Source organism: Arthrobacter globiformis, from assembly GCF_030817195.1.
GTDB classification, from domain to species: Bacteria; Actinomycetota; Actinomycetes; order Actinomycetales; family Micrococcaceae; genus Arthrobacter; species Arthrobacter globiformis_D.
Genome location: NZ_JAUSYZ010000001.1, coordinates 1,011,401 through 1,029,925 on the forward strand (window position 1 = coordinate 1,011,401; position 18,525 = coordinate 1,029,925).

Consider the following 18,525-nt stretch of genomic DNA (forward strand, 5'->3'; position numbering starts at 1 on the left):
CGCGACCTGAGCCGCCGGACATCAAGCGATGGCCGCGGCGGGGGAGTCCCTGAGCGTGCGCCGCAGCTGCGGGGCGGCCTCCAGCCGGTCCTGGGCGGCCCGCAGTGCGAGGACAGCAGTCTCCAGCTGGTCCGGCGGCAGGGTGAACGGGATGCGAAGAAAGTTCTCGAACACCCCACCCACACCGAAGCGTGGGCCGGCAGCTAGCCGGATGCCGAGTTCCGGGGCGATCACGGTCAGTGCCGTGCTGCCCGGGTACGGAAGCCGGCACCAGACGGCCAGGCCGCCGTCGGGCCGTTCCGCCTCCCACCGGGGCAGGTGGACCTTGAGCAGCTCCAGCAGTGCGGAGCGGTTCTCCCGGAGCGCGGACAGGCGGGCCGGCAGTGGATCGGCCAGGCTCCGCACCAGGTGGGCTGCCGCCAGCTGCTCCACCACCGGACCGCCGAGGTCCATCGTGGTCCGGACGGCCGCGAACCGCTGAATCAGGCTCTCCGACGCGCGGATCCAGCCCGTGCGCATGCCCGCCCAGTGGGACTTGCTCAGTGATCCGATGGACACCACGGCCGGACTGAAGAAAGCCAGCGGAGCCGTTGTGCCGCCGTCGAGGTTCAGCTCACGGAGCGTCTCATCCACCACCAGGACTGTGCCCGACGCCGCGGCCGCGCGGACCAGCCGGCGGCGCTGCGCGTCAGGCATTAGCCGGCCGGTGGGGTTATGGAAATCGGGAACGGTGTAGGCCATGCGGGGACGGTGCTGCACCAGGGCGGCTTCGGTCGCGTCCAGATCCCAGCCCCGCTCCGACGCAGGGGGAAGCGGGACCGGTACGATGCGGCAGCCTGTGGCACGGATGGCGTCGAGCGCGTTCGGATAGGTCGGCTGCTCCACGAGGACCTTGTCCTGCTTGCCGACCAATGCCCGCAGCACGATGTTGAGGGCATGCTGCGCGCCGGACGTCACGAGGATCTGCCCGGGCGTTGTGGGCACACCGGCGTCGGCATAATGGCCGGCAATTGCTTCCCGAAGGCCCGGCACGCCCAAGGCGTCGTAGCCAAAGCCGGGCAGCAGGGCGGGCAGCTCGGTGAGGGCGGCGGCGAAGGCCTGGTGGACCGCTTCGCCGCTGGCCGGGAGCGACGCGTACGCGAGGTCGATGACTCCGTCGGGAACCGCCAGGCCGGGCGCCCCCGACAGGCCGGCCCCGGAATCCCGTCCCTTTCCGGCATACGCCGTCCGCGGCAGGCACGTGCGGCCGCGCGTGCCCTGGCCGCTGCTCAGGAACCCCTGCTCGCGCAGGCTGGAATATGCCGCCGTCACCGTGGTGCGGCTGACCGCGAGGGTGGCGGACAGTGTCCGTTCGCTGGGCAGCGCGGTCCCCAGCGGGATGCGCCCGTCCAGAACCAAAAGGCGGACGACGTCGGCCAGCTCGCGGTAGGCGGGAGCGTTGCCGTGGTGCCACTGGCCCAGGAGGCGGGCGAGGGCGGTAGGGGTGAGTGATCCGGACATGAGGCCAGTATTTCAAACTGGCCATGGAAAACAAGGCCAGTTCTGCTTCAGGATGGTTCAATGATGACTCGCAGACTTGTACAGCTCTTCACCGGCCTTGCTATGTACGGCATTTCGCTGGCCCTGTTCATCCGGGCCGGGCTCGGACTGGACCCCTGGGACGTGTTCCATCAGGGCGTTGCCGGCAGGACAGGCCTGAGCATCGGCGTGGTGGTCATCATTGTCAGCTTTCTGGTGCTCCTGCTGTGGATTCCGCTGCGGCAGCGGCCCGGCTTCGGCACGCTTTGCAACGCCATCCTGGTGGGCGTCTTTGCCGACGTCGGGCTCGCCCTGATCCCCGCGTTCTCCCACCTCGGGGGCCAGATCGCACTGCTGGGCGGTGCGGTGCTGCTCAACGGCATCGCCTCGGCGTGCTACATCGGCGCCCGCTTCGGCCCCGGTGCCCGTGACGGGCTCATGACCGGCCTGGCCAGGCGCACCGGCTGGTCTGTGCGCCTGTCCCGCACGCTGATCGAGGTGGCGGTGCTTGCCGCGGGCTGGCTGCTGGGCGGCTCGGTCGGCGTGGGAACCGTGCTTTATGCCCTGGCGATCGGTCCGCTGGTCCAGATCCTGCTGCCGTACTTCCTGGTTCCGGCCGCCCGTGGAGGCGCCGGCCAGGCCGCCGATGCACAGTCCGGGGACCGCGAGGACCAGCCCGCGGCGCCGGCGGCCGCGTCCTGACACAGTTCATTCTGCGGCGGCTCCGTGGCCGTCAGGCTTCGGGGCCGTCCAGCAGGGGCTGGCATGTCGGACAAAAGTAGATGTCGCGTTCTTCCGTGACCGCCGCGGATGCACTGCCGGGGCGGCCCGCCGCCGCGATTCCCGCACCACTTTTGCCCGGCACGCTCTTGCCCGGCACGCTCTTGCCCAGCACGGCGTGGCGGATGGGGGTCCGGCAGCGCAGGCACGGCTGGTGCTCGCGCCGGTACACCCAGTAGCCGGGCCGCCCGGCCGCGCGGCCCACCGGAGTTCCACGGGCGTTGAGCAGTGTGGTCCGGCGGCCTGGTCCGAGGTTCGCCTCAAGGAGCTGCTTGGCGTCGGTAAACATGGCGGGCCAGTCCCTCACCGCGGCAACGGGCGACGCCGGGTGGATCCCGGCCAGGAAGCACACCTCGCAGCGGTAGATGTTCCCGATGCCCGCGAGGTTGCTCTGGTCCAGGAGGGCCACCCCGACCGGCACGTCGGGCCTCGCCGTCACCCGGCGCTCGGCCTCGGCCGGGTCCCAGTCCGGGCCCAGCAGATCGGGGCCCAGGAACCCCACAGCCTTGTCCTCTTCGCTGGTCTTGATCACCTCAAGCAGGCCAAGGGAAAATCCGACGGCGTCGGCAACGGCCGTGCGGAGCACGCACCGGGCCGTGAATCCCGGCTTCCGCCACCGGCCTCCCGGCGGGTAGACCTGCCAGCTGCCCTCCATTTTCAGGTGCGAGTGGATGGTCAGCCGCTCGTGGGCCGGGCCGGCGAGCCGCATCAGCAGGTGCTTGCCGCGGGGGACCACCTCCTCCATGGTCCAGCCGGCCAGGTTCAGTGTGGCGAAGCGGGGCACGCGGAAGTCGGATGCGAGGAGTTTCTGTCCGGCGAGGGCGGTGTGCAGCTGGTTGGCGGCGCGCCAGACGGAGTCGCCTTCAGGCACGGATCCTCAGCCCCTTTGGTGTGGAGTAGGCGCCCGCGGCAGTCAGTGCCGATGCCGCAGGGGTGTCGAGGATGCCGTGGCCGTTGACCTTTTCCATGATGAGCTTGTCCACTGCCCCGCGCTTTACCACGTCCACGAGGGCTCCGGCAGCGGCGGCGAGGACGGAGTCGCCTTCCGTGAAGACCAGGAGCGTCTTGCCGCCCCGTTCGACGTACAGCACCAGCGCGCCGTCGACCAGAACCACCAGCGCGCCGGCCTTCCGGCCCGGGCGGTGCCCGCTGCCGGCTTCGACATTGCTGGCGGGCCACGGCAGGGCGGCGCCGTAGGGGTTGGCCGGATCTGTTGCCGCCAGGGCCAGCGCCACCGGTTCCGGCTTGGCCAGCTGGGCGTCCTCGGTGTACGTGCGCAGCCTGTCGACGGTAGCGGGCACGGCGAACTGGGCAGCACCGAGATGCTCGATGAAGTACCCCCGCCGGCACCGTCCGGCTTCCTCCAGACGGGCCAGGACCTTGTACATCAGCCCGAAGCCGCCCAGGATGTTCTCGGCCATAACGGATCCGCGGGTGACCACCCCGTACCTGTCGAGTAGAAGCTCCGCAGTGGCGCGGGCGTGGATGGTGGGATCGAGCTCGGGCGTGGGCAGCGCGGACCAGCGCCCGGCCGCGAGGGGCGGGGTGGGGACAGCGCCGCTGACCGACCCGTACCGTCCGCCGGACAGTCCCGGCGAGCCGAGCAGGCCCGTGCCGTGCGACCGTCCCAGCCGGCTGAGGCGTGGCGCCCTGGCGCGGGGCGCGCGAGCGACCTGCCGGTGGGCGGTGTGCCCGCCGGCGATCAGGGACCGGACCGGGGCGAACGTGTCACCGGTGACCCGGCCTGCCCAGGCCAGATCCCAGATGGCGGAAACGACGTCCTGGTCGCCCAGTACCGCGTCCATGCCGCCGGCAATGTCCGTCAGCTGCCGGAAGAAGTAGCCCCCGCCGTTAGCCTGCAGGTGGTCCAACAGCCGACGCTGGGCGTCACCCGGTTCAAAGTCAGGGGCCGGGTTCAGCGTCAGTTCCACTGAATCTGCCAGGTGCAGACTGATCCAGCCGTCGTTGCCCGGAAGTGCACCGGCACCTGACCAGAGGACCTCCCCGGCGGCCATCAGTTCATCCAGCATGGCGGGCTGGTAGTTGGACACCCGGCTGGCGAGCACCAGCGGTTCCCAGGCCGACGCAGGTATGGGCACGCCGGAGAGCTGGTCCACGGCGGTGATGATGCCGTCGAGTCCGCGCAGCGCCGGCTGTCCACGTCCCGCGCCCGGCGTACGGACATGTTGCCAGGCCGGCAGGAACCTGCCGTAGGCGGTGATGTCCACGGGCTCCACCTCTGCCCGCAGTGCCGCGAGCGAGCGGCGGCGGAGCTTGCGGAGGACTTCGGCGTCGCACCATTCGCTGCCGGCCAGGGCCACTGCGGCCGAGGCGGCGGCCGATGCAGCTGCCGCTTGGGCGACGGGGTCAAGGCCGGAATCGGAATCAGACAGAGCGGCTGCCGGGCTTTCGCCGGCGGCGGACCCGGTGGCAGCGGACTCGGCGTGGGGCCGGAATTCGCCTTCCACCACGCGGCCGTCGGCCGCGAGCCGCTTCAGGGCAGTTTCGACGACGGCCGCACCAAGTCCCAGCCTGGCTGCGGCTTCGGTGGCGGTGAACGGACCATGGGTGCGGGCATAGCGCGAGACGAGGTCGCCCAGCGGGTCCGTCACCGGCTCGATAAAGGCGAGGGGAACGCCCATGGGCAGCGGGACGCCGATGGCGTCGCGCAGCCTGGCGGCGTCTTCCACCGCGGCGAAGCGTTCGACGCCGGCGATGGTCACCTTGATGGCCCGGTTCGCCCGCTGGAGGGCGGCGAGGTGGGCGGCAGCTTCGGCCGTTGTTGCCTGGGACGGCGGGGTTTCGACGGGCTCAACCAGCGGGGTTTCCAAGGTTTCGACGGGCTCGGTTTCGACAGGCTCAACCAGCGGGGCCTCAGCCGGGGCAAGCCTGGCGGCGACTTCCACGGGATCCAGCGGCCCGAGCAGCCGGAGAAGATCGGCCACACCCTCCATGCCCCGGACTTTCCGATCGGGGGCAAGGCGCTGAAGCTCGCGTTCGGTGGCGTCGATGACCCTGGCGTCCAGAAGCTCGCGCAGTTCGACACGGCCCAGGAGTTCGTTGAGCAGCGTGGAGTCAAGGGCCAGCGCGGCCGCCCGGCGTTCGGCGAGCGGGGAATCGCCCTCATAGAGGAACTGCGCCACGTAGCCGAAGAGCAGGGACTTGGCGAACGGGGACGGCTGCTGGGTGGTGGTCTGGACAATCCGGAGTTCGCGCCGTTCAATCGAGGCGGCGATATCCTTCAGGGCCGGCAGATCGTACACGTCCTGGAGGCACTCGCGGACGGTTTCCAGCACGATCGGGAATGCCGGGTACTTCCGTGCGACGTCCAGCAGCTGCGCGGACCGCTGCCGCTGCTGCCACAGCGGCTGCCGCTTGCCGGGGGTCTGCCGGGGCAGCAGCAGGGCACGCGCCGCGCATTCACGGAAGCGGGAGGCGAACAGGGCGCTGCCACCCACCTCGGCGGTGACAATCTGTTCCAGTTCCTCGGGGTCGAACAGGAACAGCTCGGCTCCGGGAGGTTCGTCCTCCATCATCGGCACGCGGAGCACGATGCCGTCGTCGGCGGCCATGGCCGATCCGTCCAGGCCGTAGCGCTGGTTCAGCCGCCGGCCCACGGCGAGGGCCCAGGGCGCATGGACCGGCATGCCGAACGGGCTGTGCAGGATGACCCGCCAGTCGCCGAGTTCGTCGTGGAAGCGTTCCACCACGAGCGTCGTGTCGCTGGGGACCACCTCTGTGGCCAGCTTTTGTTCCGACAGGTACTGCAGCAGGTTGTTTGCGGCGAAGTCGTCCAGGCCGCTGGCCTTGCAGCGCTCGGTGGCAGGGCCGACGTCGGATGCCGACAGTTCACGGACGAACGCGCCGAGGGCGCGGCCCAGGTCAACGGGGCGTCCCAGCGAGTCACCCTTCCAGAACGGCAGCTTGCCGGGCTGGCCGAAGGCGGGCGAGACGAGCACGCGGTCATGGGTGATGTCTTCGATCTTCCAGCTGGTGGCGCCCAGCGCGAAGATGTCGCCGACGCGGGATTCGTACACCATCTCCTCGTCCAGCTCGCCGACCCGCCGGCCTCCCTTGGCCGGGGCGGCCGTGCCAGATCCCTTGCCGTCACCTGCTCCGGCTGGGGAAGCCGATCCCTCGGTCTCCGTGCCGATGATGTAGACGCCGAACAGCCCGCGGTCCGGGATGGTGCCTCCGGACGTGACGGCCAGCCGCTGGGAGCCAGGCCTGCCCTCGATGGTCCCGGCGTTGCGGTCCCAGACGATCCGGGGGCGGAGCTCGGCGAATTCGTCGGAGGGGTAGCGCCCGGCCAGCAGGTCCAGCGTGGCCTCGTAGGCGGACCGGGGAAGCGTGGCGAACGGGGCCGAGCGGCGCACCGTGGAGAACCATTCCTCCACGTCGATGCTGCCGAGCGCGGTGGCCGCGACGGTCTGCTGGGCCAGGATGTCCAATGGGTTGGCCGGCACGCTGAGCCGCTCGATCTTGCCGTCCAGCATGCGCTCCACGGTGATGGCGGTGTGCACCAGGTCTGCCCGGTGCTTAGGGAATAGGTAGCCCTGGGAAATTTCGCCCACCTGGTGCCCGGCGCGGCCCACCCGCTGCAGTCCGCTGGCCACTGACGGCGGGGACTCGACCTGCACCACGAGGTCCACGGCACCCATGTCGATGCCGAGTTCCAGCGAGGACGTGGCCACCACGCAGCGCAGCCGCCCGGACTTGAGGTCGTCCTCGATGAGGGCCCGCTGGTCCTTGGATACTGAGCCGTGGTGGGCCCGTGCCAGCAACGGTTCAGCCCCTGCGGTGCTTCCGGCCTGCGCCATCATGTGCGCAGGCGTGCCGGTGGACGTGGCCACGCCTCCGGGCGCCGGCGGAGCAGGGTCATCCCAGCCTCCGCCAACGGTCAGGAGCTGGCGTTCCGCGTGGATCTCGTTGAGCCGCGCCGTCAGGCGCTCCGCCAGCCGCCGCGAGTTGGCGAAGACGATGGTGGACTGGTTGGCCAGCACCAGGTCCACGATCTTTTCCTCCACATGGGGCCAGATGGAGGCCTGCGGCTGCAGTCCCGACGCAGGCCCGGAATCGAAAGCCCCGGCGGCGCCCTGAAGATCTGACATGTCCTCCACGGGTACAGACACCGTGAGATCCCAGTTCTTCCGCGAGGGAGGGGCCACAATCTCCACCGGGGCGGAACCGGCCAGGAACTGCGCCACGAGTTCCCGCGGTTCCACGGTGGCCGAGAGCCCGATCCTTTGGGCGGGCGCGGGCAACAAAGCATCAAGGCGCTCGAGCGAGACGGCGAGATGCGCCCCGCGCTTGGTGCCGGCAACGGCGTGGACCTCATCCACGATGACGGTGTCCACCTCGCTGAGCGTTTCCCGCGCCCTGGAGGTGAGCATCAGGAAGAGGGACTCGGGGGTGGTGATCAGGATGTCCGGCGGGTTGCTGAGCAGGGCACGGCGGTCCGAGGCGGGGGTGTCGCCGGACCGGACTCCGACCGTGATCAGGGGAGCCGGCAGATCCAGCCGCTTGGCGGTCTGGGTAATGCCGATGAGGGGAGAGCGGAGGTTGCGTTCGACGTCGACGCCAAGCGCCTTGAGCGGGGAGATGTACAGTACGCGGGTTTTCCGCTTGGGCTTCCGTGCCCGGGGTTGTTTGGGCTTGGCGCCGGCAGGAGGCTCTTCAAGGCCTGGCAGCACTTCAGTGTCGGGCAAAGCAGCATCGGGTGCGGCCGACCCGGCCACCAGGAGCCGGTCCAGGGCCCAAAGGAACGCGGCCAGGGTCTTGCCTGAGCCGGTGGGCGCCACCACGAGGGCGTGTGAACCGGATGAAATCGCGTTCCAGGCCCCCTGCTGGGCGGGGGTGGGCTCGGAAAACGCGCCGAGGAACCACTCCCTGGTGGGCCGGCTGAACTGGCCCATCGAGTCCCCGGTGGACGTGCCGGTGGAGGTACCGGCGGGCTCCTGCGACTGCATGCCTCCATCATGCCTCACGGCACTGACACCTATAGGAACATCAGGAATTCCCTACCCGGCCGGCGGAAGGTCGCGGGTGGCCGGTCCCTCAAGGACCTGCCCGTCGCTGCTGAACCGGGAGCCATGGAGCGGGCAGTCCCAGGACTTCTCGTTGTCGTTCCAGTGCAGGATTCCGCCCAGGTGCGTGCAGACCGCGGACAGGCTGCACGTCGTTCCGTTAACAGTGGACGTGGCCACGGGCTTCCGGTCGCGCAGTGCCACGGTTCCCGTGCCCTCGGCCGGCACGGCACCGTCGGCCGGTGGAAGCTTTTTCAGTCTGCCCCAGTCCTTTGCCAGCGTGGCGGCCACTCCGGCATTCAGGGTCACGGCCGAGGCTGCGCCCGGAGGCGATGTCACCCGGCGGTGGATGGTGTTGGCCCACGGCAGCTGGCCGCCGAGGATGTCCGCAGCGATGCCCAGGGATGCAGCCACCGCGTTGGTCATGCCCCATTTGTTGTAGCCGGTGGCGAAGAAGATGCGCCCGCGGCCGCGGGGGAGCTTGCCGAAGAACGGCATGAGGTTGGTGGCCTGGTAATCCTGCGCGGACCACGTGTGGGTGACGGCGGCAACAGGGAAGTGCTGCCGCGCCCAGGACAGGACATCCTCCAGGTGCGCCTGTTCCGAGCGCGCCTTTCCCACCGGGTGCCCGTTGCCGCCCACGAGGAGGAGGTTCCGGCCGTCCGCCGGGTAGTCCCGGATGGAACGCACGGGCTGCTCGACGGACAGGTACATGCCCTCGGGCGGTGTCGCATCTCCGGTCAACTCCAGGGCTGCGGCGTAGGATCGGTTCGGTTTGAGCTTGGCGAAGTAGAGGCCGCGGTTCAGGATCGGGCTGCCCGTGGCCAGCACTACCGAGTCGGCCTGGACGGATCCGCGGTCAACATGGATGGTTGACGGCCCCGCGCCGGTGACGTTCCGGACCCGCAGCCCACTGACAATCCGGCCGCCGTGGCTCCGGACGTCCTCTGCCAGCGCAGTGAGCACGTCCATCGGGTTGATCTGGGCCTGACCGCGAAGGCGCACGGCTCCCCGCACAGGAAACGGCAGGCCCGCATCCCGGACGTAGTCCACCTCCAGGTCGGCGCTGAGGGCCGCGACAAGCTCCGCGCGGACCGCTTCCGTACCCTGCGGGGTGGCGGCGTAGGTGTAGGCGTCGCGCACCTGGAACGGCACGCCCCGTTGTTCCATGTAACGCAGCAGCCACGCCTGCCCCTCCCGGTTGCCGGACACGTAGGCGTCCACTACCTTCTGCGGGTATTGCTGCCGGAGGGCGGAGAGTACGGTGCCCTGCAGCAGGGTTACCTTGGCGGTGGTGTTGCCGGTGGTCACTGCGCCCAGCCCGCGTGCCTCCAGGACAAGCACGTCCTGTCCCGAGCGGGCCAGCAGCAGCGCCGTGGTCAGGCCAGTCAGCCCCGCACCCACCACCACGGTGTCAAAGGACTCGCCGGGGGTGAACGGGTCGCTGGTGAAAGTGTCGTTACGGTCCAACCAGAGTGACGTCACGTGTCTCAACCTGCCTTTGGCCTGCGTCTTTGTCGCGAGGCGTTCCCGCGGCTGGCCCCCCGCTGCCAGCCAGGGCCCCGACGTAACCGTAAGTGTACTTACGAAGTCAGGGCCGGAACAGGCTTGCGGCAGGGCAGGGTGGTTCCGGCAATCTTTGCCCTAGCGGGCCTGGAACGCCCCGATGCTCAGGAGCTCAATCGAGGCATTGCTGCAGGCATCCGAGGGCCGTGCCACGAACAGCGACGCCGTGTCCTCCGGCGGGTAGATCCGGAAGCCGGCGGCTGCGGTCTTGGCGCAGTCCGGGTAGTTCCCCGCCTGGGTGTAGCGGAGCACCGCCGTGCCGGACTTCCCGGGGGCCAGCAGGACGTCCTGGACGGCGACGGAGGTATCACGCTGCGCCGGTGCCCCGATCGGCTGGCCGTTGGGCCCGGTGGTCAGGGACACACCGGCGAAGCCCTTCAGATGGCAGTCGGATTTGCCGCTGTTGGTCAGGATCAGCTCCATATAAACGCTGCCGGCGGCACCGCCGCCGGTGGCATCCGTGGTGGCTTTCAGCCCTGAGGCCTTGCACAGCTGGGTGCCGGCGGCGGTGGACTGGGGCGCCGCTGAAGTGGCCGTCGGGGGCGCTGGTCGGGGTTGGGTAGGAGCGGCAGCGGACGACGACGGCGCGGAAGTTTCGGGGGCCGACTGGGTGCTCGGGGTGGCTGAGCCGGGTGCCGGTTCGGATGTCCCCTGGCTGGCGGGCTGGCTTGGCCCGCAGGCCGCGAGTAGCAGCGCCAGTGCGGCAGCCGCCGTCGTACCTATTAGTCCTTTGGTGATTCGCTGAGGCCTCATGGCTCTAACATTGCGGGCGTTCCTGCCGGAGTCAACGAAGGCGCGGCGGGCACCCGGATTTGATGCCCGGATTGTGACATCAGCCGGCAGACTCCATCCGTTCGGCCCAAACCCGTTTCTGCCGACGATGATGCAACGATAAATCACTTCCTTGGCGCAGAATTGGCTAATTTCAGCGTAAATGTTGCGTTGATCTGCAGATTTGGTTGTGTCAAACTGATCTTGGTCTCGCTTGTCCACAATTGCGTAGGAATCGAAAAGCCGGCAGGAAAAGCCGGCAAGGAAATAACGCTCATAGTCTGGCCGCGGTCCGTCATCACTCCCATGGCCAGAAGTGTCCTCCGTAAGGAGGATGCGCAGGGTTGAGGGGAGACAGCTCGGCACTCGTCCACAGCAACGCCGCTGCGGACGTACCTGAAGAGGCGCATCAGTCATTGGTTTCCGGCAACGCCGCCGAAGCTAATAACGATGGGGGCTGAGGTTATGACCGGTTGGCTTGTCCGCTGGAGTCTTAAGTTTCGATTGATTGTTTTAGCCGCTGCTGCCGGCATTCTGGGGTTTGGAATAACCACCCTGCCGTCAATGCCAGTGGATAACCTTCCAGAATTCGCTCCACCGCACGTGGAGATTCAAACCGAGGCACTGGGCCTGTCGGCCGTGGAGGTCGAACAGCTTATTACCTCGCCTATGGAGGCCGACCTGCTGAACGGGGTTGCCTGGCTCGACGAAATACGTTCGAAGTCAGTCCCGGGCCTCTCCTCTATTGAGATGGTTTTTGAGCCTGGCACAGATATTCTCCGCGCCCGGCAGCTCGTGGCAGAGCGACTGACGCAGGCTTTCGCGCTGCCCAATGTGTCGACTCCGCCGGTACTGATGCAGCCGCTCTCCTCGACGAGCCGCGTCATGATGGTGCAAATGACCTCCCAGGACGTGTCGCCGATCGACATGTCCGTCCTGGCCCGCTGGGACGTCAAGCCGGCGCTGATGGGTGTCCCGGGGGTGGCAAACGTCTCCATTTACGGCCAGCGCGAACAGCAGTTGCAGGTGCAGGTGGACCCGAAGCAGCTCAAAGCGAAGAACATCACCCTCAACCAGGTGGTCGAGACCGCCGGCAATGCGGTGTGGGTATCGCCTCTGAGCTTCCTGGAAGCATCGACCCCGGGCACGGGCGGTTTCCTCGAGTCCGCCAACCAGCGTATCGGGATCCAGCATGTGCTTCCGATCCGGACACCGGCAGACCTCGGCAAAGTCAGCGTTGAAGGTGCATCCGACAAGTCGCTGACGCTGGCCGACGTCACCACCCTGAGTGAAGACCACCAGCCGCTGATCGGCGATGCTGTCACTGGCAAGTCGCCCGGTCTGCTGATGGTCATCGAGAAGTTCCCGGACACGAGCGTCGCCGACGTGACGCAAGGCGTTGAGGCGGTGCTGGACGGTCTGCGTCCGGGCCTTTCCGGCATCACCGTGGATTCCACCGTGTTCCGCCCGGCCTCCTTCATTGAGTCCGCTGTTGGCAGCCTGGGCGTTGCCCTGCTCGTCAGCCTCCTGGTGGTTGCCGCACTGGTCGGCATCGCATTCCGGTCCTGGCGGTACGCCCTGCTGGCCTTCATCGCCATTTCCGTGGCGGCCATGGCAGCGGCGCTGGTGCTGCAGTTCCAGGGAGCGGTCCTGAACGTCATGGCGTTCGCGGGTCTGGTCCTTGCCCTCCTCGTTGTCATCGGCGATGTCATCAGCGATCTGCACAGCTTCCGGCGGGAATCGACCGGTGACCGGGTGACGCGCGAAGCCCTGCTTGCCCACGGCCTGCAGCGGTCACGCGTGCCTGTCCTGTTCGCCGGACTCACTGCACTGCTTGCCCTGGCCCCGGCGCTGTTTGTCCCGGGTGTGGAAGGGGCGTTCCTGAAGCCACTGGTGCTGTCCTACCTGTTGGCCACCGCCGTGGCAATGCTCGTCGCCCTGACAGTCACACCCGCCCTTGCGAGCCTGCTGCTGCGGGGCCATAGGCGGCCGCGGCGCAGCCTTGCGATAATCCGGAAGGCCCGGCTCGGCTACGAACGCTCGGCGAGGGCCTTCACCGGAACAGTTGCCACCGTGTTCGCCCTTGCGGCGGCGGCAATGGCCATTGCCGCACTCGCCATCGTCCCGGGAGCCACCAAGGAACTTCCTGTTGTGGCCGCTGTTCCCGACCGGACCCTCCTCGTGGAATGGGCGGCGGCGGCAAGCACAGGTACCGATGTGATGAACCGGGTGATGACCAACGCCAGCGAAGAGCTCAGTGGAATCCGCGGAGTTTCCTCCGTGGGCGGCCACGTTGGACGTGCCATCACCTCCGATAGCTCCTCTGACGTCAATGCCGGCGAACTGTGGGTGACCATGGAGGACGGCGTCAACATCAGCAGGGTGCGCTCCGAGGTGCGGGAAATTGTTGAGGGGTACCCGGGGCTGACGGCGAAGGTGACCACCTACCCGGAGCAGCAGGTTGCTGCTGCCAGCGAAATCGACAACCGCCAGTTCAGGGTGCGCGTTTTCGGCGTGGACCTGGACATCCTCCGCCAGAAAGCAGAGGAAATCCGCGGGATTCTGTCGCGTACGGACGGCGTGGTTGAGCCCCAGGTGGATGTCAGGGTAGACCAGCCTGTTGCTGAAATCGAGGTTGACCTCGCAAAGGCGCAGAAGCAGGGCATCAAGCCTGGCGATGTTCGGCGGGCGGCTGCCACCGTCCTGCAGGGCATCGAGGTGGGGTACCTGTTCGAACAGCAAAAGGTTTTCCAGGTGATCGTCAAGGGTAAGGAATCCACCCGTGACAGCCTGACAAGCGTTACCGACATGATGGTTGACAAGCCTGAAGGCGGGCAGGTCCGGCTGGGTGACGTGGCAAAGGTCACGCTCCGCCCGAACCAGACCGTGATCCACCATGATGACACCTCCAGGCGCATCGACGTCGTGGCCAACATCCAGGGCCGCAACCTCGGTGACGTTACCCGCGACGTCCAGGCCGCCATCAAGGGAATGCAGTTCCCGGTGGAGTACCACGCTGAGATCCCGCCGCAGTACGCCGAAAAGGAGGCCGCCGGCGCGTTCATCTGGTGGCTCGCCCTGGCAGCGGCAGCCGGCATCCTGGTCCTGCTGCTGACGGTCCTCGGCAACTGGCGGCTCGCAGCGCTCGTCTTCGTGCTGCTTCCGGTGGCCCTGTCCGGCGGCATCCTCACCGCCGACCTGGCCGGCGGTTTCGGCTCCGTGTATGTCCTGGTGGCCCTGGCAGCAGTGCTCGCCCTGGCAGTCCGGGACGTGGTCATGCTGATGGGAACGTACCAGTCACTGCAGTCCCGTGCCCCGGCGGACTCGCCGGCGCATCTGATGCGGCAGGCGGCCGGAGAGCGGCTGCTGCCAACTGTTCTGACCACCGTGATCACCGGACTGGCACTGGTGCCGCTGGTGCTGCTCGGCGGGCCGGTCGGCGGAGGCATGCTCCTTCCGCTGGCGCTGGTTGTGTGGGGCGGGCTTATTACCACTGCCCTCCTGACCCTCTTTATTCTGCCGATCCTCTTCCTCCGCATTGGTCCACGCACCAACACGGACTGGGGGAGCTCATTGGTGATTAATAACGGACCGGTTCTGGCAGAGAGGTCGGAATTGTCATGAAAAGCAAGAGTGATTTTGGGGGCTGGCGTTCTGTTCTTGTGCTGGTCTGCGCAGCATCGATCGGCCTCTCCGGATGTGCCACGGTAAAAACTACCGCGACACCCGCTGGGGAGGCAGCGTCCACCATGGAGAAGGCCGGCCCGGACCTGAACAGGCTGACACTGACAGACAAGGCAGTGGAGCGGCTGGGAGTAACCACGGTCAAGGTGGCCAAGGGCGAAGGCAGTCCGCTGCAGGTGTCCTACGGAGCCCTGGTCTACGACGCCAACGGTAAGACCTGGGTCTATACCAATCCCGCGCCGCGGACCTACATCCGGGCCGCGGTGACGGTGGACAAGATCGCCGACAACAAGGTGCAGCTCCGGTCCGGTCCGCCCGTAGGAACCGATGTTGTCACCGTTGGTGCCGCGGAACTGTTCGGCGCCGAATTCGGCACAAAGGGTCATTGACATGCGCCGGATTGTCGGGTTCAGCCTGAAATTCCGCGCCTTGGTGGTGGCTATTGCGGTGGCAATGATGGCGTTCGGCGGCGTCCAACTCAGCACGGCCTCGGTGGACGTCTTTCCCGAATTCGCGCCGCCGAAGGTAGAGATCCAGACCATCGCCATAGGCCTGACCGCCGCCGAGGTGGAGCAGCTGGTGACCGTTCCGCTCGAAGACGCCCTCAACGGCGTCGAGGGACTGGACGAGATCCGCTCCAAGTCAGTGGAGCAGCTGTCCTCGATCGTGCTCCTTTTCGCTCCGGGGGCGGACCTGCTCAAGGCCCGCCAGCTGGTCTCGGAGCGCATTGCCATTGTCACGCCGTCGCTGCCCACCTGGGCGGCTCCACCGGTGATGCTGCAGCCGCTCTCGTCCACCAGCCGGGTCATGAAGATCGGGCTGACATCGGACCAGCGTTCGCTCATGGAAATGTCCATGATCACGTACTGGAAGATCCGCGCCCACTTGCTGCGGGTCCCGGGCGTGGCCAACGTGGCCATCTGGGGTGAGCGTCTGCAGATGCTGCAGGTGCAGGCCATTCCGGAGAAGCTCAAGGCCAACGACGTCAGCCTGAACCAGGTCATGGAAGTCACCGCCAACGCCCTTGACGCGGGCCTGCTGCAGTATTCGCCGGGTTCCGTCATTGGAACCGGCGGGCACATCGAGACGCCCAACCAGCGGCTCAGCATTCAGCACGTGCTGCCGATCACCACGCCGAAGGACCTCGCGGGGATCACCATCGAGGAGAAGAACGGGAAGCCGCTCCGCCTCGGCGACGTGGCCAATGTGGTGGAGGACCATCAGCCGCTCATTGGCGACGCCGTGATCAACCAGGGCGAAGGGCTGATGCTCATCGTTGAGAAACTTCCGTGGGGCAACACACTGGAAGTCACCCGGGGTGTGGAAGCAGCGCTGGAGCAGATGGAGCCGGGACTCAGCGGCATCACGGTCGATACGGAGATCTTCCGTCCGGCAACCTTCATCGAGGAGTCCCTGAACAACCTCAGCCGCGCTCTGATGCTGGGCTGCATCCTCGTGGTGCTGGTTCTGGGCGCCTTCCTCTTCCAGTGGCGCACGGCGCTGATCAGCCTGATCGCCATCCCGCTGTCACTGGTGACGGCGGCGTCCGTTCTGTACCTCACAGGAGCGTCGGTGAACACCATGGTCCTGGCGGGGCTGGTGATTGCCGTCGGGGTGGTGGTGGATGATGCGATCATCGACATCGAGAACATCATCCGAAGACTCCGGCAGCACCGGGCGGAGGGCGGGACCCGGTCCACGGCATCGGTGGTCCTGGAGGCCTCGCTGGAGGTCCGCGGACCGATCATTTACGCCACGCTGATCATCATCGCCGCCGCGGTGCCGATCTTTTTCCTCCAGGGACTGACCGGGGCCTTCTTCAGGCCGCTGGCCATCTCCTACACCCTGGCGGTGCTGGCATCGATGCTCGTGGCACTGACCGTCACCCCCGCACTGGCACTGATCTTCATGCGGAAAGTCCCGCTGAAGGAGCAGGAACCGCCACTGGTGAGGGTGCTCAAACGCGGCTACCGCGCGGTCCTGAGCCGGATGGTCAGGCGGCCCGTTGCAGGTTATGCGGCCTTCGGCACCATGGCGGCCATCGGTGCCATCACGGCACCGCTGTTGGGGCAGTCGCTGCTGCCTGACTTCAAGGAACGCGACTTCCTGATGCACTGGCTGACACAGCCGGGCACGTCGGTTACGGAGGAGTACCGCGTCAGCCAGAAGGCCTGCGAGGAACTGCTCACGATTCCGGGGGTCCGGAACTGCGGCTCGCACATCGGGCAGGCCTTCAACGCCGACGAAGTCGTGGGGGTGTACTTCGGTGAGAACTGGATCAGCATCGACCCTGCAGTCGACTATGACAAGACGCTGAAGTCAATCCACGAAGTCGTGGACGGTTATCCCGGCATTGTGCGCGACGTCCAGACGTACCTGAAGGAGAGGATCCGTGAGGTTCTCACGGGTGCCAGCGACGCCGTCGTCGTCCGGCTTTACGGGGACGACCTGGCCCTCCTGCGTTCAAAGGCCGCGGAAATCCAGACGATCTTTGAGCAGACCGAAGGAACGGTTGCCCCGCACACGGCACTGCAAAAGGACATTCCACAGCTTAATATCGAGGTTGATCTGGCGAAGGCCCAGAGCTACGGGCTGAAGCCGGGCGACGTGCGGCGGGCGGCGGCAACACTCGTGGCCGGAGAGGAAGTCGGCGACGTCTACCGCGGCGGCAAGGCATATGACGTCCAGGTCTGGAGCCCGCCGGAGGTCCGTTCCGATATCAGTGCCATCCGGAACCTTCCCATCGACACCCCCAGCGGGCGGAAAATCCTGCTGTCCGATGTGGCAAGCGTCCAGGTGAAGCCGACCCCGAACGTCATCCAGCGTGACGCGCACTCCAGGCGGATCGATATCGAGGCCAACGTGAAGGAAGGCGCCCTGGGCTCGGTGGTTGCGGCCATGGAGGAAGGGCTCAAGAAGGTGGAGTTGCCGCAGGGCTTCCGCACCCAGATCCTGGGTGAGTTCCAGGAGCGGCAGGCGGCGACCAAGACCCTGCTGACGCTCGCCATCGGGGCACTGGCCGTGATCTACCTGCTCCTGCAGGTGGCCTTCGGAAGCTGGCGGCTGGCGACGCTGGTGATCCTCACGCTCCCGATTGCCCTGGTGGGCGGCGTGTTCGCCGCCTTCATGGGCGGAGGGGTGCTGTCACTGGGGTCCATTGTGGGCTTCCTGACGGTCATGGGCATTGCGGCCAGGAACGGCATCCTGCTCATCAACCACTGCCAGCACCTGGAGAAATATGAGGGTGAAAAGTTCGGTCCTGAACTGGTGCTGCGGGGCGCAGGGGAACGCCTCTCTCCGATCCTCATGACCACCCTGGCCACGGGGCTTGCCCTGGTGCCGCTGGTGGTCCTGGGGAACATCCCCGGCCATGAGATTGAACATCCCATGGCCCTGGTGATCCTCGGCGGGCTGGTCACGTCCACGCTGCTCAACCTGTTCGTGGTCCCGTCGCTGTACCTGCGGTTCGCCAAGCCGAAGGCCAGCCGGAACCAGGCACCGCCGGAGCCCGTACTGGCTAACGCCTAGCCACGACCCGCCGGTCCATCCGCCGCCCACGCCCCGCCACCCGCGGGAACGTGGGCGGCGGTGGTGCGGGGACGGAATGCGTTCCGGTGCCCGCCCGCCGGCGGCGCAGCTCCAGCGCCAGGCTCTCCTGCCCGCGGGCCATTGCCCAGCGGTGGTTGGCCGCGAAGCCGGGCTTCAGCAGCCAGCTGAGCCGCCTCAGCAGCGGCTTGGTGGCACTGACCCGCCAGTCGTAGGTGATCAGGACTTCCGGCCCGTCCTGTTCGAACGTCCAGCGCCCGGTCCCGTCCAGGTCGCCGGTTGCGCGGATCGCGAAGCCCCTGCTGGTGGTCGGTTCCGTGACGGTCAGCGTCCAGCGGAGGGTGTAAGGGAGCCAGCCCTTGGTGTGGAGCCTGGCCATCCGCCCCACACCGTTCTCCTTGCCCGGATGGATGAGGTCCACGCGGAGGTACACGGAGGGCCACCACGTGGCCAGTCCGACGGGGTCGGCCAGGATCTCGGCGACGTCGTCCGTGGTCCCCGCCACCCGCCAGACCGTGACGAAGGCGTAGTCCGTGCTCCTGGTGCCCTTGGCGTTCATCTGTGCCTCCTGCCGCGAAAAGATCTGCAACCATTCAAGCGCGTGCCGCCCGTCCGCCATAGACTGCTGGCGTAA

General features: G+C 67.4%; 10 protein-coding genes. 4 read left to right on the forward strand and 6 right to left on the reverse strand.

Annotated elements, in window-relative coordinates; all coding sequences use genetic code 11:
- Positions 1-21 precede the first annotated feature (21 nt).
- Positions 22-1,500: a MocR-like transcription factor YczR gene (gene yczR, locus QF036_RS04745; protein ID WP_307099693.1), complete on the reverse strand. Its 1,479-nt coding sequence runs from the start codon at positions 1,498-1,500 to the stop codon at positions 22-24.
- A gap of 60 nt (positions 1,501-1,560) precedes the next feature.
- Between yczR and yczE the strand changes: the two genes are divergently transcribed.
- Entirely contained in the window at positions 1,561-2,220 is a 660-nt protein-coding gene (gene yczE, locus QF036_RS04750; RefSeq protein WP_307099695.1) for a membrane protein YczE, read from the forward strand.
- Between the two features lie 31 nt (positions 2,221-2,251).
- On the opposite strand, the gene QF036_RS04755 is transcribed toward yczE, so the two are convergent.
- The 4 genes from QF036_RS04755 to QF036_RS04770 all read right to left on the reverse strand — a co-directional run bounded on the left by QF036_RS04755 (position 2,252) and on the right by QF036_RS04770 (position 10,643).
- Positions 2,252-3,169, reverse strand: coding sequence for an Fpg/Nei family DNA glycosylase (locus tag QF036_RS04755; RefSeq protein ID WP_307099696.1), 918 nt, complete (start codon positions 3,167-3,169; stop codon positions 2,252-2,254).
- Positions 3,162-8,267, reverse strand: a complete 5,106-nt coding sequence (locus tag QF036_RS04760; RefSeq protein WP_307099698.1) for an Lhr family ATP-dependent helicase — start codon at positions 8,265-8,267, stop codon at positions 3,162-3,164. The genes QF036_RS04755 and QF036_RS04760 overlap by 8 nt, the downstream gene beginning before the upstream one ends.
- Before the next feature lie 51 nt (positions 8,268-8,318).
- Positions 8,319-9,809, reverse strand: coding sequence for an FAD-dependent oxidoreductase (locus tag QF036_RS04765; protein ID WP_307099700.1), 1,491 nt, complete (start codon positions 9,807-9,809; stop codon positions 8,319-8,321).
- Positions 9,810-9,968: 159 nt separating this feature from the next.
- Positions 9,969-10,643: a DUF4232 domain-containing protein gene (locus QF036_RS04770; protein WP_307099703.1), complete on the reverse strand. Its 675-nt coding sequence runs from the start codon at positions 10,641-10,643 to the stop codon at positions 9,969-9,971.
- Positions 10,644-11,126: 483 nt separating this feature from the next.
- On the opposite strand from QF036_RS04770, the gene QF036_RS04775 reads away from it, so the two are divergent.
- From QF036_RS04775 to QF036_RS04785, 3 genes are all read left to right on the forward strand, one after another.
- A complete protein-coding gene (locus tag QF036_RS04775; RefSeq protein WP_307099705.1) occupies positions 11,127-14,285 on the forward strand; it encodes an efflux RND transporter permease subunit in 3,159 nt (1,052 codons plus the stop codon).
- Positions 14,286-14,410: 125 nt separating this feature from the next.
- Positions 14,411-14,734 carry a hypothetical protein gene (locus tag QF036_RS04780; RefSeq protein WP_307099707.1) on the forward strand — a complete coding sequence of 108 codons (324 nt, stop codon included), beginning with the start codon at positions 14,411-14,413 and terminating at the stop codon, positions 14,732-14,734.
- Position 14,735: 1 nt separating this feature from the next.
- Positions 14,736-17,873 carry an efflux RND transporter permease subunit gene (locus QF036_RS04785; RefSeq protein WP_307099709.1) on the forward strand — a complete coding sequence of 1,046 codons (3,138 nt, stop codon included), beginning with the start codon at positions 14,736-14,738 and terminating at the stop codon, positions 17,871-17,873.
- On the opposite strand, the gene QF036_RS04790 is transcribed toward QF036_RS04785, so the two are convergent.
- The gene (locus tag QF036_RS04790) at positions 17,863-18,450 is read right to left on the reverse strand and encodes an SRPBCC family protein (protein ID WP_307099711.1); all 588 of its coding nucleotides are present in this window, start codon (positions 18,448-18,450) and stop codon (positions 17,863-17,865) included. The genes QF036_RS04785 and QF036_RS04790 overlap by 11 nt on opposite strands.
- Positions 18,451-18,525 lie beyond the last annotated feature (75 nt).

Bases quoted from the DNA above. Each gene is read 5' to 3' on its own strand.
- yczR (WP_307099693.1), bottom strand. From the start codon at position 1,500: ATGTCCGGATCACTCACCCCTACCGCCCTCGCCCGCCTCCTGGGCCAG.
- yczE (WP_307099695.1), top strand. From the start codon at position 1,561: ATGATGACTCGCAGACTTGTACAGCTCTTCACCGGCCTTGCTATGTAC.
- QF036_RS04760 (WP_307099698.1), bottom strand. From the start codon at position 8,267: ATGCAGTCGCAGGAGCCCGCCGGTACCTCCACCGGCACGTCCACCGGG.
- QF036_RS04770 (WP_307099703.1), bottom strand. From the start codon at position 10,643: ATGAGGCCTCAGCGAATCACCAAAGGACTAATAGGTACGACGGCGGCT.
- QF036_RS04775 (WP_307099705.1), top strand. From the start codon at position 11,127: ATGACCGGTTGGCTTGTCCGCTGGAGTCTTAAGTTTCGATTGATTGTT.
- QF036_RS04780 (WP_307099707.1), top strand. From the start codon at position 14,411: ATGGAGAAGGCCGGCCCGGACCTGAACAGGCTGACACTGACAGACAAG.
- QF036_RS04785 (WP_307099709.1), top strand. From the start codon at position 14,736: ATGCGCCGGATTGTCGGGTTCAGCCTGAAATTCCGCGCCTTGGTGGTG.
- QF036_RS04790 (WP_307099711.1), bottom strand. From the start codon at position 18,450: ATGAACGCCAAGGGCACCAGGAGCACGGACTACGCCTTCGTCACGGTC.